This window comes from Vibrio zhanjiangensis, assembly GCF_030161235.1.
GTDB lineage: Bacteria > Pseudomonadota > Gammaproteobacteria > Enterobacterales > Vibrionaceae > Vibrio > Vibrio zhanjiangensis.
The window spans coordinates 38,479-54,391 of the sequence record NZ_BSPW01000098.1; the positions used below are offsets into that span (position 1 = coordinate 38,479).

The window sequence follows — 15,913 nt, forward strand, 5'->3', positions numbered from 1 at the left end:
TATGTGACAAAGCCCAACCAATCAAGGTTGGGCTTTATTTTTTTTCACCGACAAATTTTGTCCTTTGCCTCATGATCACATTAGGGTATGGTCAAGGATTGCTCCAGTCTTCACAGTCAATTAGTCTGTGAACAAAGCGGCCTTGTTTGTATCACAAACCTCCAGCAATCAATATAAAAACAATCACAACACATTGGGTATAACGACAAATGCAATTCTCTAAGTTTGGTGAAAAATTTAACCAGTATTCTGGTATAACTCGTCTGATGGATGACTTAAATGATGGCCTACGCACTCCTGGTGCCATGATGCTCGGAGGGGGCAACCCTGCTGCCATTCCTGCCATGCTCGATTACTTTCATCAAGCTTGCGAAGAGATGCTAAAAAGTGGCGATCTGGTTGCTGCGCTGGCGAACTATGATGGTCCTCAAGGTAAAAACACCTTTATTTCTGCCTTAGCGGATTTACTCGAACAGACCTACGGTTGGAACATTAGTGCCAAAAACATCAGCCTGACCAATGGCAGTCAAAGTGGTTTCTTCTATTTGTTTAACTTACTGGCAGGCCAGCAACCCGACGGCTCACATAAGAAAATCTTGCTACCTTTAGCACCAGAATACATAGGCTATGGCGATGCGGGCGTCGATGAAAATATTTTTGTTTCCTACCGCCCAGAAATCGAAAAACTCGACAATGGTTTGTTTAAATACCATGTGAACTTTGAGGAGCTTAATGTCGATGAATCTGTTGCTGCCATATGCGCATCACGCCCGACCAATCCAACCGGTAACGTATTGACTGACGACGAAATTCGCAAGCTCGACCAACTTGCTCGGGAAAATAACATTCCTCTCATGATAGACAATGCTTATGGTTTACCTTTCCCCAATATCATTTTTGAGGATGTAAAACCATTTTGGAATGAAAACACCATCCTGTGTATGAGTCTATCAAAACTTGGTCTACCGGGCGTACGCTGTGGGATTGTGATTGCAAACGAAGAAATCACCCAAGCGTTAGCCAATATGAATGGCATCATTAGCTTAGCTCCCGGAAGCCTTGGGCCAGCTCTTGGCTACCATATGATCCAAAATAATGATCTACTCAATCTAAGTACTGAAGTCATCAAACCTTTCTACCAAAGAAAATCTCAACGCGCTGTCGAGCTACTGCAAGCAGAAATCACCGACCCTCGTTTTCGAATTCATAAACCCGAGGGCGCAATTTTCCTTTGGCTATGGTTTGATGAGCTCCCCATCACGACAATGGAGCTTTATCAACGACTTAAGGCACGCAGCGTGCTGATAATTCCTGGGGAATATTTCTTTATTGGTCAAGAGGATGACTGGGAGCACGCCCATCAGTGTCTACGGATGAATTATGTGCAAGATGATGACATGATGCAAAAAGGCATCAAAATTATCGCTGAAGAAGTCAGCAAAGCTTATCAAGAAAAATAGCCCTCGTTTGATTCAATTAAAAAGAGCGCCGCAGGCGCTCTTTCACTCTTTATCTAAACAAGGCTAGGGTTTAACCTTCAAGCAATTTGCTACCATTGATGGCGATGGTACGCGGCTGCATAGCTTCGGGAATCTCTCGCTCTAGCTCAATATGCAAAAGGCCATTTTCCATACTGGCGCCAATTACTTTGACGTAATCAGCCAACTGGAACTTACGTTCAAAATCTCGCTCAGCAATACCTTGGTAAACATAATTCTTGTTTTCTTCCTCTTTACGCTCACCTTTAACAATAAGCGTATTTTCTTTCTGAGTCAGCTCTAACTGCTCTTCGGCAAAACCTGCAACTGCCATAGTAATGCGGTAGTTGTTTTCATCTTTTTGCTCGATATTGTAAGGAGGGTAACCACCCGAGGTATTCTTCGCTGATGTCGCTTCCATCATATTAAAAAGACGATCGAAACCAATTGCGTTGCGGTATAAAGGAGTGAAATCTACAGTTCTCATCATGCTATCCTCATTTTAAGCAATAGTCTTAGTCGTGAGTTTACTTGAGTCTCATTAGAGACAAATCGACTAAGGAGTTCATCACTACTCCACAGACAACAAAGCGTGTTCAGGGACATAGAAACAAACCCAAATTAAGTGTTAGTTGCATCACTGAAAATCCTCACATTGAGCAATATCCAGCCTGCGATACGGAGATAATGTTTCTTCTCTTTTGAGCAAGACATCCCACTCTCCTCACTAAATTAAATAAGGTTGAGGTAAATCCTTTTCAAGGGGTATTAGTGAAAAATTTTTTGCTTTATTTATTAGGAACAAAAAAACACCGCATTAAGCGGTGTTTTCGTTAACCTTAAATCAAACTATACATCCAAGTTAGCAACCTTAAGCGCATTTTCTTCGATAAAGTTTCGACGCGGCTCAACCTGATCGCCCATTAAAGTCGTGAACAATTGATCGGCACCGACGGCATCTTCAATCGTTACTTGCATCATGCGACGAGTTTCAGGGTCCATAGTGGTTTCCCAAAGCTGATCTGGGTTCATTTCACCCAAACCTTTGTAGCGCTGTAGACTCAAACCTCGACGAGACTCTTTAATCAGCCAATTCAGAGCATCGGCAAAGCTTGATACTGGTTGAGTGCGCTCACCACGCTGAATATACGCTCCCTCTTCAATCAAACCATCAAGCGCTTCAGATAGGCTAGCTAACTTGCCGTATTCTTTAGAGTTCAACAGGTCAATGCTCAGAGCAAACTCATGAGTAACACCATGAGTTCTTACCAAAATTCTCGGTAGATTGAGACCAAGTTCAGCATGTTGCTCAACTTCAAAGCTATATTGACTTGCTCCAACTTCTTTGGCATTTAACTGTTCGACTAGCTGTTTGGTCCAAGCTCCAACCAAGTCCGCGTCATGGCACTTGTCCGCGGTTAAGCGAGGAGTGTAAATAAACTCGTTTAGCAGTGCACGAGGGTAACGGCGACTCATGCGATCCACTAGCTTTATGCCTGCGTTATACTGATGAACCAGTTTCTCAAGCGCTTCTCCAGCCAGTGCTGGCGCTTGAGGGTTAACATGTAAAGCCGCGTTATCGAGTGCCAAAGCAACTTGATACTGATTCATCGCATCTTCATCTTTAATGTATTGTTCTTGCTTACCTTTCTTTACCTTGTACAAAGGCGGCTGTGCTATGTATACATAACCACGTTCGATGAGTTCAGGCATTTGACGATAGAAAAAGGTCAAAAGCAGAGTACGGATGTGAGAGCCATCGACATCTGCATCCGTCATGATAATAATATTGTGGTAACGCAATTTATCCGGATTGTATTCATCCCGACCAATCCCACAACCAAGAGCGGTAATTAACGTTGCCACTTCTTGAGATGAAAGCATTTTGTCAAAGCGCGCTTTTTCTACGTTAAGAATTTTACCTTTGAGAGGCAAAATGGCCTGATTCTTGCGGTTGCGACCTTGTTTTGCCGAGCCACCTGCAGAATCACCCTCCACAATGTAAAGTTCAGACAACGCCGGATCTTTCTCCTGACAATCGGCCAGTTTCCCTGGTAAACCAGCTAGGTCAAGCGCTCCTTTACGACGTGTCATTTCACGAGCTTTACGCGCAGCTTCTCGAGCACGCGCAGCATCGATAATTTTCGAGCACACCGTCTTAGCTTCTGCGGGATGTTCAACCAAAAACTCAGAAAGTTTTTCACCCATAACCGACTCTACTGCCGATTTGACTTCGGAAGACACAAGCTTGTCCTTAGTCTGACTTGAGAATTTAGGATCGGGAACCTTAACTGAGATAACAGCCGTTAGACCTTCACGAGCGTCATCGCCAGATGTCGCCGTTTTCGCTTTTTTAGAAAACCCTTCTTTATCCATAAAGGTATTCAGCGTACGGGTTAAAGCCGCTCTAAAACCAGCAAGGTGTGTGCCGCCATCTCGCTGTGGGATATTATTGGTAAAACAATAGATGTTTTCTTGAAAGCCATCATTCCACTGCATCGCCACTTCAACTGAAATGCCATCTTCACGCTCAGTATTAAAGTGAAAAACTTTCTCAATAATTGGGGTTTTATTGGTGTTAAGATGTTCAACGAATGCTTGGATACCACCTTCATACATGAAGTGGTCACTCTTATCTTCTTCACGCTCATCGATCAACTTAATCGACACACCCGAGTTCAGGAAGGACAGTTCACGTAGACGTTTGGCCAGAATATCGTAATGAAACTCGGTATTGGTGAACGTCTCTTCACTTGGCCAAAAGCGAATTTCTGTCCCTGTTCTGTCGGTCTCACCAATGACGGCAAGTGGCGCTTTAGGTACGCCATGGTAGTAGGTTTGGCTATGCGTTTTTCCACCACGGTGAATCGTCAGTGAAACTTCTTTTGACAAAGCATTAACAACGGAAACACCCACACCATGTAGACCACCGGAGACTTTGTATGAGTTGTCGTCAAACTTACCACCAGCATGCAAAACCGTCATAATCACTTCAGCAGCAGAAACATTCTCTTCTGGATGCAATTCCGTAGGAATACCACGTCCATCATCCCGAACCGATACTGAGCTATCTTCATGAATAGTCACAATAATGTCTTTACAGTGACCCGCTAACGCTTCATCAATAGAGTTGTCGACCACCTCGAAAACCATGTGGTGTAGGCCGGTACCATCGTCGGTATCGCCGATGTACATTCCCGGACGCTTACGAACCGCGTCTAGGCCCTTTAGTACTTTAATACTCGATGAATCGTAATTTTCAGACATGAGTTATCTTCCGCTATATATTTTGCTCTATTGTGCCATGTTCCAAACGGAACATCTTGCCCTTTTCATCTAACATATCGTCGATTTGAACTTGCGTAATAGAGCTGACAAAAACTTGTGCCCGCGTCTCTTTCAAGCAGTCTGCAAGACGCTTGCGACGTTGACTATCTAATTCTGAAGCAAAGTCATCAATTAAGTAGATACATTGCTTACCAGTCACCTCTGTCAGGTGTTGTCCTTGTGCGACTCTAAGTGCACACACCATAAGCTTGAGCTGACCGCGTGACAGCACATCTTCAACAGGTGTCCCATTCACTTTAATTCTTAAATCGGCTTTATTTGGTCCGCTAAAAGTATACCCTAGCGCCTGATCTCGTTCGAAGTTTTCCTCTAGGATTGATGCGTAAGACGTGTTTTTGTCCCATCCCCGCGAGTACTTCAACTGAATTTCAAATTCAGGTAGAAACAACTGGCATATACTTGCTATTTTCTCGCTGACTTGCTCAACATAGTCAGCTCGCCAATGGCTAATTTTTTCAGCCAGGCCCGCCATTTCTTGATCCCAATAAGAAAGCTCACGATAACATGATGCCGTTTTCAAAAGTGCATTACGCTGCTTATTCAACCGCTTAAATCGCCCCCAAGCATCATAGAACGCAGGTTCAACATGAAAAACGCCCCAATCGATAAAAGCTCTGCGGTGCTTTGGACCATCGGTTAATAAGTCAAAGCCTTCTGGGTGGATCAATTGCAGTGGCAAAGTCTGAGCAAGCTGAGCCAACTTTTGACCAGATTGACCCCCTATTTTAACTTCAGTTGAGCCATCACGCTGCTTATTAATGCCAATTGGTAACTCAAATTGATCCGAGTTCAAAAAACGGCCATGAACAAACAGCTGGTCACAGCCATTTTGAATCACACGCCCCGTAAGGCTGCTTTTAAATGAACGACCGTGTCCAAGTAAATAAATGGCTTCCAAAACACTGGTTTTTCCACTGCCATTGGGACCAATAAGAAAGTTAAAGCCTGCTGATACTTCAATATCACAGGCTTCAATGTTACGAAACTTCTGAATAACGATACGTGAAAGCGGCATACTAAAGTCGCATTGGTGAAACCACGTATATTGAGCTGTCGTCTTGCGAATTTTCAATCAACGCACTGGCATTCGCTTCTGACATTGATATTCTGACCTTATCACAACGCAAGGTATTCAATACATCAGAGATATAACTGACATTAAAACCAATTTCAATTGGCTCACCTTCATAGCTGACATCCAAGGTTTCTTCCGCTTCTTCCTGCTCTGGGTTATTAGCGGTAATGGTGAGCTCATTACCTGACAAGTTTACCCGTACACCACGAAACTTTTCGTTAGATAAAATCGCTGCACGAGAGAAGGCCTGACGCAATTGTTCACACTCAGCTTCAAGTATTTTGCTGGTTGACTGAGGCATGACGCGGCGATAGTCGGGAAAACGGCCATCGACCAGTTTAGAAGTGAAAACAAAATGATCGACTTCCGCACGAAGATTTGAACTACCAATCTGTAATGTGACATTTTGTTCTGGTGTATCCAGCAACTTCATTAACTCAAGTACCCCTTTACGCGGGACTATAATTTGTTGTTGCGCAAATTCGATATCCAATTGGGTCTGTGATACCGCCATACGGTGTCCATCTGTAGCCACACTGCGTAATGTGGTTCCTTCGAGCTCAAACAGCATACCATTTAAGTAATAACGCACATCTTGATTGGCCATCGAAAACTGCGTTTTTTCAATAAGACCGCGCAAGGCGCCTTGCGTAAGTGACAATTCAACGTCACTTTGCCAATCTTCAATATTGGGAAAATCATTGGCCGGTAAAGTTGATAGGGAAAAGCGGCTTCGACCTGAGCGCACTTGTGCCTTATCGCCATCAAGAATAAAGGTGATCACCGAATCATCGGCCAGCCCACGGCAAATATCGAGAAACTTACGTGAAGGCACAGTCACACTGCCTGCCTCAAAGTCTCCTTCTAAAGCCACACGACTGATAAGCTCGACTTCCAAATCTGTGGCTGTCATAGAGAGCATATTTCCCTCTACTTTAAGCAGTAAATTACCAAGAATAGGAAGAGTTGGACGGCCACCCAAAGCACCAGAAACTTGCTGGAGTGGCTTGAGTAGGTGACTACGCTCAATGGAAAATTTCATAGTACGCTCTTTCAGAATTCGTTTAGCTTGATAAGGAATGAATCTATTTCGTGCTTAGAATACTGCGATTTAAGAAGAAAGGGTACGAATCAGATTAGAATAATCTTCTTTTATATCGTGACTTTCTTCGCGCAGTTGCTCTATTTTCCGACAAGCATGCAGTACCGTTGTGTGGTCACGACCGCCAAAGGCGTCCCCTATCTCTGGCAAGCTATGATTCGTCAATTCTTTAGCCAAAGCCATGGCCAGTTGACGAGGACGAGCAACAGAGCGAGAACGACGCTTAGACAACAGATCGGCCACTTTAATCTTGTAATACTCAGCAACCGTTTTTTGAATGTTATCTATTGTGACCAACTTTTCCTGTAATGCGAGAAGGTCGCGCAGCGCCTCTCGAACAAAATCAATCGTAATTGGGCGACCCGTGAAATTGGCATTAGCGATAACTCGGTTCAGCGCTCCTTCCAATTCCCGGACATTCGATCGCAGTCTTTTCGCGATAAAAAACGCCACTTCATCAGCCAAATGAATTTGATGATCTTCTGCTTTTTTCATCAAGATCGCGACCCGAGTTTCTAGTTCGGGAGGCTCGATCGCAACCGTTAACCCCCAACCAAAACGAGATTTGAGACGATCTTCGACACCACTGATCTCTTTGGGGTAACGGTCTGATGTTAAGATGATCTGTTGATTCCCTTCCAATAAGGCATTAAAGGTATGAAAGAATTCTTCTTGTGAACGTTCTTTATTAGCAAAAAATTGGATGTCATCAATGAGTAGAGCATCAACACTGCGGTAATAGCGCTTAAACTCTTCAATAGCATTATTTTGTAGAGCCTTAACCATATCCTGAACAAAACGTTCAGAGTGCATGTAGACCACTTTCGCGTTAGGCTTGTTATCCACAATTGCATTACCAACGGCATGCAATAAGTGTGTTTTACCCAGCCCCGTCCCACCGTATAAAAAGAGAGGGTTATAGGCTGCCCCCGGATTATCCGCGACTTGCCTCGCCGCCGCCAAACCGAGTTGGTTAGACTTACCTTCAACAAAGTTATTGAATTTATGCTTGATATTAACGTTAGAGCGATGATTTATCTCAGCAAGTTTCTGTTCATCATCATCCCAAGTTTTGTGAATGGGTTTGCGAGCCTGAAGCTGAGCAGGCGCAGATGACTCGGCGGCAACATCCGCAGGCGTTCTTTTAGGCACAGGTGTAGGCGCTGAGATAGGTTTACTCCCAACTTCAAAGCGCAAACTTGGAATATCGTTTCCACAATAATCCTGCAGTAACCGATTGATACTATTTAGGTATCGATCGCGAACCCAATCCATTACAAAACGGTTAGGCGCAAATAAAGTGAGCGTACTGTCATTGAGCTCCGCTTGTAACGGACGTACCCACATACTGAATTCTGTAGCTGGTAGCTCTTCTTGAAGCTGCTGCATACATTGCAACCAAAGCGAAGATGACACGTTGGCCCCACCCTAAATTAATGATCGAAAAAGATTGGTAATTTTACCTGTTGATAACCAAGATCGCCAGTAAATGATCGAGGTTCCAGTGAATAAGATCTAAGTTATTCACAATATTTTCGTCATTATCCGTAAGATCAACACAAGTGGTCCTATTCTTACTCACATAATGATCCACATCTGAGCAATTTCTCACAGATCTTTCGTCTGGTGATAACTCTGTGGAACAAGTTTTCTTAACTTGTGATTGAACGCGCTATTTTTTGTTCACTTATTCCTCCACTGTCTAGGTTATTGCTCTTGGTTATTTTTATTAATAACCAAATTAACAGTAGTATCAGTCTCCATAAACTTTGGAGCTTTATTATGAAAAACTGGATTAAGGCTGCTGTAGCAGCATTGGCACTCTCAGCAATAACCGTTCAAGCCGCAACAAACGTTAAAGTAGGCATGTCTGGTCGTTATTACCCATTTACTTTCGTTGAACAAGATAAGTTGCAAGGGTTTGAAGTTGACCTTTGGGATGAAATTGGCAAACGCAATGACTACCAAGTTGAATATGTCACTGCCAATTTTTCAGGTTTATTCGGCTTACTCGAAACTGGCCGCATTGATACGATTTCAAACCAAATTACTATGACAGATGCACGTAAAAACAAGTACCTTTTTGCTGATCCTTATGTTGTTGACGGTGCACAGATTACAGTGAGAAAAGGCAACAAAAATATTAACGGTATTGACGATCTTGAAGGAAAAACGGTCGCCGTCAACTTAGGATCTAATTTCGAACAACTGCTTAGAAAATATGATAAAAATAAAAACATTATCATTAAAACATACGACACAGGTATTGAGCATGACGTAGCACTAGGTCGAGCTGACGCTTTTGTTATGGATCGTCTTTCTGCACTTGAACTCATTAAGAAAACAGGCCTTCCCCTTCAACTCGCGGGAAAACCTTTTGAAACCATTGAAAATGCATGGCCGTTTGTTGACAACGCAAGAGGCAAGCAACTTCAAAGTGAGGTAAACCAAACCTTAGCCGCTATGCGTGCAGATGGAACACTCAATACGATTTCACAAAAATGGTTTGGTGCAGATATCACCCAATAGTGTCGATAAAATATAGACATCCAATAATACACAAATAGATAGACGACTAACCCACCGCTTTTTTACCCCTTGCCGTGGGTTTTTCCTTTTTAATAGGACGAATTTTACTGAGACACATTATGGGATTTGATTTCAACTACATGCTAAACCTAATGCCGATACTGCTTAAGTATCTTGGTACCACCATGGAAATGGCGACATTAGGCTTAGTATTCGCATTAATATTGGCTGTCGTACTTGCTAACATTCGAGTATTTCGTGTACCCGTACTCGATCAGTTGAGTCAAATCTACATCAGCTTTTTCCGCGGAACACCACTCTTGGTCCAGCTGTTCCTTCTTTATTACGGGTTACCACAGATTTTTCCAGTATTTATCGGGCTCAATGCCTTTAGCGCCGCCGTTATTGGCCTAACTCTGCACTTTGCAGCCTACATGGCAGAAAGTATTCGGGCTGCAATCATAGGGGTAGATCGCAGTCAGATGGAGGCCAGTCTATCGGTAGGGATGACGACGTTTCAAGCGATGCGGCGAATTATTCTGCCTCAAGCAACTCGAATCGCGCTCCCGTCACTGATGAATTACTTCATTGATATGATCAAATCAACTTCGCTAGCCTTCACTTTGGGTGTTGCTGAAATCATGGCAAAGGCTCAAATGGAGGCCTCATCCAGCTTCCGTTTTTTCGAAGCTTTTTTGGCGGTCGCACTCATTTACTGGGCAGTCGTTGTCGTCCTTACCCGTCTACAAAACTGGGCCGAAGTGAAACTGAATAAGGCGTATATAAGATGATTAAGCTTACCAATATCCATAAAAGCTTTGGCGATTCAAACGTTCTTAAAGGCATTGATCTAGAAATAAATCAAGGAGAAATCATTGTCATTATCGGCTCCAGCGGGACAGGAAAATCAACCTTACTGCGCACGGTTAATTTTTTAGAGCAAGCCGACAAAGGAGAAATAACCATAGGTGATATCCGCGTGGATGCAGAAAAACATTCACAATCTGAGGTACTCAATCTGCGTCGAAAAACAGGATTTGTTTTCCAAAACTATGCTCTATTTGCCCATATGACAGCGAAACAAAACATTGCCGAAGGATTGATTACGGTCCATGGCTGGAAAAAAGCACTCGCCCTAGCACATGCACAAAAAATCCTCGATGATATAGGCTTGGGCGACAAAGCAGACCGTTATCCTGACGCGCTCTCAGGTGGCCAGCAACAACGGGTAGGCATAGGTCGAGCCATGGCACTTCAACCGGAACTATTGCTATTTGATGAGCCCACTTCCGCTCTCGATCCTGAGTGGGTTGGGGAGGTACTGCAGCTGATGAAAGAACTGGCCAACAAAGATCAGACCATGCTGGTGGTTACGCATGAAATGCAGTTTGCCCGAGAGGTCGCAGACAGAGTGATCTTTATGGCCGACGGGAATATAGTCGAGCAAGGTACTCCACAGGTTATATTTAATCATCCACAGGATCTTCGCTTGAGAAAATTCCTCAGACAAGTGGGTGAAAAATAAAGATCACTATCGAAGCACTCTTGATCCTTGAGATTTTGTTCACACTCCGTATAATCGCTCGGCCGGAATTTAGCAGTTGCTCAATGATTGACACTTTGTGTGACTGTGATTACAATTCCGCCTCTTTGTTTAGAGGTGTCGGCCTGTCTTAACTTGCATAGCAAAAGACATAAAAGGCCAACGCAAGGATAACATTGACCTAACACTACTGATCAGTAAAGGTAATTATCATGAAACGCACTTTTCAACCTTCAGTTCTAAAGCGCAAGCGTACTCACGGTTTCCGTGCTCGCATGGCAACTAAGAACGGTCGTAAAGTAATTAATGCACGTCGTGCAAAAGGCCGTGCGCGCCTTTCAAAGTAATCACTAGTTTATTTTGAATACGTACGCGTTCAATCGGGAGTTACGTTTGTTAACTCCCGAGCATTACAAAAATGTCTTTCAGCAAGCTCACAGAGCTGGCTCGCCACATCTTACTATCATTGCTCGCAATAATTCTCTTTCTCATCCAAGATTAGGATTGGCAGTACCCAAAAAACAGATTAAAACCGCTCCTGCACGCAATCGCTTTAAGCGTCTCGCTCGCGAAAGTTTTCGCAACAAACAGCACCAACTCCCACACAAGGATTTTGTTGTAATTGCTAAAAAAAGCGCACAGGATCTCAGCAATGATGAACTTTTTAAGTTGTTTGATAAATTATGGCAGCGTCTGTCTCGCCCTTCGCGTGGGTAGCAATCGGCTTAGTCCGACTATATCAAGGCCTAATCAGTCCACTTATTGGACCGCGTTGTCGTTTTACCCCAACCTGCTCAAGTTACGCGATTGAAGCACTAAAATATCATGGATTTGTAAAAGGTTGTTGGTTATCGAGCAAACGTCTATTAAAATGCCACCCTTTGAATACGGGTGGTTTTGACCCAGTACCACCAGTCCAGAAACAAGACAGAGATAAATAACGATGGATTCTCAACGTAATATCCTGTTGATCGCGCTAGCACTGGTTTCTTTCTTGTTATTTCAAAAATGGCAAGGGGCAAAGAATCCAGTACCACAGACGGTTGAACAGGCACAATCTAGCAGCACAGCACCTGCCCCATCTCTTGCGGATGAATTAGATCCCGCTCCCGCGCAGCAAGCGTCTGCTAAAACGATCACCGTGACAACTGACGTCTTAACTCTGTCGATTGATACGGTAGGTGGTGATGTTATCACCGCAGACCTTAATAAATACTCTGCTGAACTCAACTCTGTAGATCCATTCGTTCTACTTAAAAATGAAGCGGGTCACCAATTTATTGCACAAAGTGGTTTAGTTGGACCTCAAGGTATCGACCTTAGCAGTGGTAATCGTCCTGTATACCAAGTCAATGCTGATAACGTCGTTTTGGCCGATGACCAAAACGAATTGCGTATTCCGATGACGTATAAGGCTAATGGACTTGAGTACACCAAGACCTTCATTTTACAGCGCGGCAGCTATGCAGTAGATGTTGAATATGATGTAGTAAACAATTCAGGCAACAACGCCACGTTTGGTATGTACGCACATCTTCGCCAAAATTTAATGGATGATGGCGGCAGCATTACCATGCCAACTTATCGTGGCGGAGCGTATTCAAGCGAAGAAACTCGTTACAAAAAATACAGCTTCGACGATATGCAAGATCGTAATCTGTCTGTCAACTTGCCAGATGGCCAAGGTTGGGCAGCGATGATTCAGCACTACTTTGCGACCGCTTGGATTCCTCGCGATGAACCAGGTACTAACCTTTACACTCGCGTAATTGGTAACCTAGGTGATATTGGCGTTCGTATGCCAAATAAAACTATCGCTAACGGTGACTCTGCTCAGTTTAAGGCCACGCTTTGGGTTGGACCTAAACTTCAAGATCAAATGGCGAAAGTGGCACCAAACCTAGATTTGGTGGTGGATTACGGCTGGTTATGGTTTATCGCTAAACCCCTTCACACTCTGCTTTCATTTATTCAAAGTTTTGTTGGCAACTGGGGCTTAGCCATTATCTGTCTAACCTTCATTGTTCGTGGTGCTATGTACCCACTGACCAAAGCTCAGTACACTTCTATGGCTAAAATGCGTATGCTTCAGCCTAAGCTACAAGCTATGCGTGAGCGTATTGGTGATGACCGTCAGCGCATGAGCCAAGAAATGATGGAGCTGTATAAGAAAGAGAAAGTGAACCCGCTGGGTGGCTGTTTACCTCTTGTACTGCAGATGCCTATCTTCATTGCGCTGTATTGGGCATTGATGGAATCCGTAGAACTGCGCCATTCTCCATTCTTCGGCTGGATCACTGACCTATCAGCACAAGATCCATATTATATATTGCCATTACTAATGGGCGCTTCAATGTTCATGATTCAAAAGATGAGCCCAACCACAGTAACCGATCCTATGCAGCAGAAGATCATGACCTTTATGCCGGTTATGTTCACTTTCTTCTTCTTATTCTTCCCATCAGGTTTGGTACTTTACTGGCTTGTCTCAAACATTGTGACGCTTATCCAGCAAACCTTGATTTATAAATCACTGGAAAAGAAAGGCTTGCACACTAAATAAAGTGTAAATAGAAATAATATTAAAAGGCGACCAAAAGGTCGCCTTTTCGTTTTGAGCTGATTACAATTCAGCTAACCGATATTTGCCTTATTAGGGCGTTTTGAAACAACACAGGCACATTTATGACAACTGATACCATAGTGGCTCAAGCCACCGCTCCCGGCCGTGGCGGAGTGGGCATAATTCGAGTCTCCGGTGCGCTTGCAAGTAAAGTCGCTATCGAAGTAACAGGTAAGAAACTGCGCCCTCGCTATGCTGAGTATTTGCCATTTATTGACCAAGATGGTAGCCAGCTGGATCAAGGTATTGCACTTTTTTTCCCCAACCCCAATTCTTTTACTGGTGAAGATGTTCTCGAACTGCAAGGACACGGTGGCCCTGTGGTTATGGATATTCTCATTAACCGCATCTTAAAAATAAAAGGGATCAGAACCGCGCGTCCAGGTGAGTTTTCTGAGCGAGCATTTCTTAACGATAAACTCGATCTTGCTCAAGCCGAAGCAATAGCAGATCTCATCGATGCCAGCTCTGAGCAAGCGGCAAAATCAGCCCTAAAATCTCTTCAGGGTGCATTTTCACAACGTATTCATACCTTAGTAGAATCCCTTATTCATCTGAGAATATACGTCGAAGCGGCGATTGATTTCCCAGAAGAAGAAATTGACTTCCTAGCCGACGGTAAAGTGTCGACCGATCTTCAAGCAATCATAGATAATCTAAACTCAGTACGAAAAGAGGCCACTCAAGGGGCCATTATGCGCGAAGGGATGAAAGTGGTTATTGCGGGTAGACCCAATGCCGGTAAATCCAGCCTGCTCAATGCGCTATCTGGTAAAGAGTCTGCGATAGTGACAGACATTGCAGGTACAACACGTGATGTGCTTCGTGAACACATACACCTCGATGGCATGCCGTTACATATTATCGATACCGCAGGACTGCGTGATGCCTCTGACGAAGTAGAAAAAATTGGTATAGAACGAGCGTGGGATGAGATAGAACAAGCAGATCGCGTTCTTTTTATGGTGGACGGTACAACCACAGATGCCACAGATCCCAAGGAAATATGGCCTGATTTTGTTGATCGCTTACCAAGCAATATCGGTATGACCGTTATCCGCAATAAAGCGGATCAAACCGGTGAAGATATTGGTATCTGCCATGTTAACTCTCCGACCCTGATTCGTTTATCTGCACGCACAGGTCAAGGAGTGGAAGCACTACGCCACCACCTAAAACAATGCATGGGTTTTTCAGGAAACAACGAAGGGGGCTTTATGGCACGCCGGCGTCATCTTGAGGCGCTTGAACAAGCAGCAGAACACCTTCATATTGGTCAGCAACAACTAGAAGGTTATATGGCTGGAGAGATTTTGGCAGAAGAGCTCAGAATTGCTCAGCAACACCTTAACCAAATAACGGGGGAATTTAGTTCTGACGATTTACTTGGGCGTATTTTCACTTCATTCTGTATTGGAAAATAACTCATCAGCTCAAATATGAATATGAGCCTTCTTTAAATAAAGGAAACCGCATGATCCAAATCATTACTGGCAGCACTTTAGGAGGTGCTGAATACGTGGGTGATCACCTTAGTGATCTACTGGTAAAACACGGTTTTGAAACCTGTATTCACAACCAGCCCACCCTCAACGATATTCCCGCTGAAGGTACTTGGTTGATCGTCACCTCAACTCACGGAGCAGGTGATTACCCGGACAATATCCAACCTTTTATCCAAACACTACAAACTACCCCCCCCAAAATGTCAGGTGTTAAGTATGCCGTCGTCGCGATTGGTGATTCTAGTTACGATACTTTTTGCGGAGCTGGCAAGCATGCCCATGCCCTATTAGAAGATATTGGTGCCACCCCCATCACAGACTGCCTAACTATCGATATATTGAGCCATGATGTTCCTGAAGATGCGGCCGAAGCTTGGCTAACAAAACATATCCATCAGTTTTAACCACCATATGGAAGTAGTTAATTATCGCTACTTCCACCCTTATATTCTCCCATTATCCCAAAACCCATCTGTGGATAAAACTACAATTATCCGGTGATTAACCTATAGTTATCCAAATAATAACCTTTGATCTTTTTTCACCCTGTGCATAAGTGCCCTATTTGATCTCAGGAAATCCTCATCTAGATCAAAACAAGATCACAAGGTAAGATCCGATTAAGATCCATGATCTTGTTGATCATTTTTTACTTATCCACAGATCTAGGCGATCCTAATAACAGATCCAATAAAAGATCATATATAAGA

Annotated in this window: 15 protein-coding genes; 10 read left to right on the forward strand and 5 right to left on the reverse strand. The window is 43.7% G+C overall.

All coding sequences use genetic code 11. The annotated features are described in order from the left end of the window. The first annotated feature begins 209 nt into the window (after positions 1 to 209). The gene (locus QQK21_RS20870) at positions 210 to 1,460 is read left to right on the forward strand and encodes a valine--pyruvate transaminase (RefSeq protein WP_284194097.1); all 1,251 of its coding nucleotides are present in this window, start codon (positions 210 to 212) and stop codon (positions 1,458 to 1,460) included. A 70-nt stretch (positions 1,461 to 1,530) separates the two neighbouring features. On the opposite strand, the gene QQK21_RS20875 is transcribed toward QQK21_RS20870, so the two are convergent. The 5 genes from QQK21_RS20875 to dnaA all read right to left on the reverse strand — a co-directional run bounded on the left by QQK21_RS20875 (position 1,531) and on the right by dnaA (position 8,419). Beyond that, entirely contained in the window at positions 1,531 to 1,965 is a 435-nt protein-coding gene (locus QQK21_RS20875) for an Hsp20 family protein (RefSeq protein WP_284194133.1), read from the reverse strand. A gap of 362 nt (positions 1,966 to 2,327) precedes the next feature. Further along, positions 2,328 to 4,745, reverse strand: coding sequence for a DNA topoisomerase (ATP-hydrolyzing) subunit B (gene gyrB, locus QQK21_RS20880; RefSeq protein WP_284194098.1), 2,418 nt, complete (start codon positions 4,743 to 4,745; stop codon positions 2,328 to 2,330). A gap of 13 nt (positions 4,746 to 4,758) precedes the next feature. Then, positions 4,759 to 5,841: a DNA replication/repair protein RecF gene (recF, locus tag QQK21_RS20885; protein WP_284194099.1), complete on the reverse strand. Its 1,083-nt coding sequence runs from the start codon at positions 5,839 to 5,841 to the stop codon at positions 4,759 to 4,761. Position 5,842: 1 nt separating this feature from the next. Then, on the reverse strand, positions 5,843 to 6,943 hold the full coding sequence (gene dnaN, locus QQK21_RS20890; RefSeq protein WP_284194100.1) for a DNA polymerase III subunit beta: 1,101 nt from the start codon (positions 6,941 to 6,943) through the stop codon (positions 5,843 to 5,845). A gap of 69 nt (positions 6,944 to 7,012) precedes the next feature. After that, positions 7,013 to 8,419 (reverse strand): chromosomal replication initiator protein DnaA, encoded by a 1,407-nt coding sequence (dnaA, locus tag QQK21_RS20895; RefSeq protein WP_284194101.1) that lies wholly within the window; start codon positions 8,417 to 8,419, stop codon positions 7,013 to 7,015. 366 nt (positions 8,420 to 8,785) lie between these two features. Here dnaA and QQK21_RS20900 point away from each other — a divergent pair, with 366 nt between their 5' ends. The 9 genes from QQK21_RS20900 (at position 8,786) to mioC (ending at position 15,607) form a co-directional block, all read left to right on the forward strand. After that, positions 8,786 to 9,532: an amino acid ABC transporter substrate-binding protein gene (locus tag QQK21_RS20900; RefSeq protein ID WP_284194102.1), complete on the forward strand. Its 747-nt coding sequence runs from the start codon at positions 8,786 to 8,788 to the stop codon at positions 9,530 to 9,532. A gap of 119 nt (positions 9,533 to 9,651) precedes the next feature. After that, positions 9,652 to 10,323: an amino acid ABC transporter permease gene (locus QQK21_RS20905; protein WP_284194103.1), complete on the forward strand. Its 672-nt coding sequence runs from the start codon at positions 9,652 to 9,654 to the stop codon at positions 10,321 to 10,323. Then, positions 10,320 to 11,057, forward strand: a complete 738-nt coding sequence (locus tag QQK21_RS20910) for an amino acid ABC transporter ATP-binding protein (RefSeq protein ID WP_284194104.1) — start codon at positions 10,320 to 10,322, stop codon at positions 11,055 to 11,057. Before QQK21_RS20905 ends, QQK21_RS20910 begins: the two co-directional genes overlap by 4 nt. A 230-nt stretch (positions 11,058 to 11,287) precedes the next feature. After that, the gene (gene rpmH / locus QQK21_RS20915) at positions 11,288 to 11,422 is read left to right on the forward strand and encodes a 50S ribosomal protein L34 (RefSeq protein ID WP_006880025.1); all 135 of its coding nucleotides are present in this window, start codon (positions 11,288 to 11,290) and stop codon (positions 11,420 to 11,422) included. A 46-nt stretch (positions 11,423 to 11,468) separates the two neighbouring features. Next, the gene (gene rnpA, locus QQK21_RS20920; protein WP_284194105.1) at positions 11,469 to 11,792 is read left to right on the forward strand and encodes a ribonuclease P protein component; all 324 of its coding nucleotides are present in this window, start codon (positions 11,469 to 11,471) and stop codon (positions 11,790 to 11,792) included. After that, positions 11,759 to 12,016: a membrane protein insertion efficiency factor YidD gene (gene yidD, locus QQK21_RS20925; protein WP_284194106.1), complete on the forward strand. Its 258-nt coding sequence runs from the start codon at positions 11,759 to 11,761 to the stop codon at positions 12,014 to 12,016. The genes rnpA and yidD overlap by 34 nt, the downstream gene beginning before the upstream one ends. Before the next feature lie 2 nt (positions 12,017 to 12,018). Then, a complete protein-coding gene (gene yidC, locus QQK21_RS20930; RefSeq protein WP_284194107.1) occupies positions 12,019 to 13,638 on the forward strand; it encodes a membrane protein insertase YidC in 1,620 nt (539 codons plus the stop codon). A 122-nt stretch (positions 13,639 to 13,760) separates the two neighbouring features. Further along, the gene (gene mnmE / locus QQK21_RS20935; protein WP_284194108.1) at positions 13,761 to 15,122 is read left to right on the forward strand and encodes a tRNA uridine-5-carboxymethylaminomethyl(34) synthesis GTPase MnmE; all 1,362 of its coding nucleotides are present in this window, start codon (positions 13,761 to 13,763) and stop codon (positions 15,120 to 15,122) included. Between the two features lie 50 nt (positions 15,123 to 15,172). Beyond that, complete coding sequence (gene mioC / locus QQK21_RS20940) at positions 15,173 to 15,607, forward strand: FMN-binding protein MioC (protein ID WP_284194109.1); 435 nt, start codon at positions 15,173 to 15,175, stop codon at positions 15,605 to 15,607. Positions 15,608 to 15,913 lie beyond the last annotated feature (306 nt).

Coding starts and splice junctions, on each gene's coding strand:
- yidD (WP_284194106.1), top strand. CDS start 11,759: ATGGCAGCGTCTGTCTCGCCCTTCGCGTGGGTAGCAATCGGCTTAGTC.
- QQK21_RS20875 (WP_284194133.1), bottom strand. CDS start 1,965: ATGAGAACTGTAGATTTCACTCCTTTATACCGCAACGCAATTGGTTTC.
- recF (WP_284194099.1), bottom strand. CDS start 5,841: ATGCCGCTTTCACGTATCGTTATTCAGAAGTTTCGTAACATTGAAGCC.
- QQK21_RS20900 (WP_284194102.1), top strand. CDS start 8,786: ATGAAAAACTGGATTAAGGCTGCTGTAGCAGCATTGGCACTCTCAGCA.
- QQK21_RS20905 (WP_284194103.1), top strand. CDS start 9,652: ATGGGATTTGATTTCAACTACATGCTAAACCTAATGCCGATACTGCTT.
- QQK21_RS20910 (WP_284194104.1), top strand. CDS start 10,320: ATGATTAAGCTTACCAATATCCATAAAAGCTTTGGCGATTCAAACGTT.
- dnaN (WP_284194100.1), bottom strand. CDS start 6,943: ATGAAATTTTCCATTGAGCGTAGTCACCTACTCAAGCCACTCCAGCAA.
- QQK21_RS20870 (WP_284194097.1), top strand. CDS start 210: ATGCAATTCTCTAAGTTTGGTGAAAAATTTAACCAGTATTCTGGTATA.
- gyrB (WP_284194098.1), bottom strand. CDS start 4,745: ATGTCTGAAAATTACGATTCATCGAGTATTAAAGTACTAAAGGGCCTA.
- rpmH (WP_006880025.1), top strand. CDS start 11,288: ATGAAACGCACTTTTCAACCTTCAGTTCTAAAGCGCAAGCGTACTCAC.
- yidC (WP_284194107.1), top strand. CDS start 12,019: ATGGATTCTCAACGTAATATCCTGTTGATCGCGCTAGCACTGGTTTCT.
- mnmE (WP_284194108.1), top strand. CDS start 13,761: ATGACAACTGATACCATAGTGGCTCAAGCCACCGCTCCCGGCCGTGGC.
- mioC (WP_284194109.1), top strand. CDS start 15,173: ATGATCCAAATCATTACTGGCAGCACTTTAGGAGGTGCTGAATACGTG.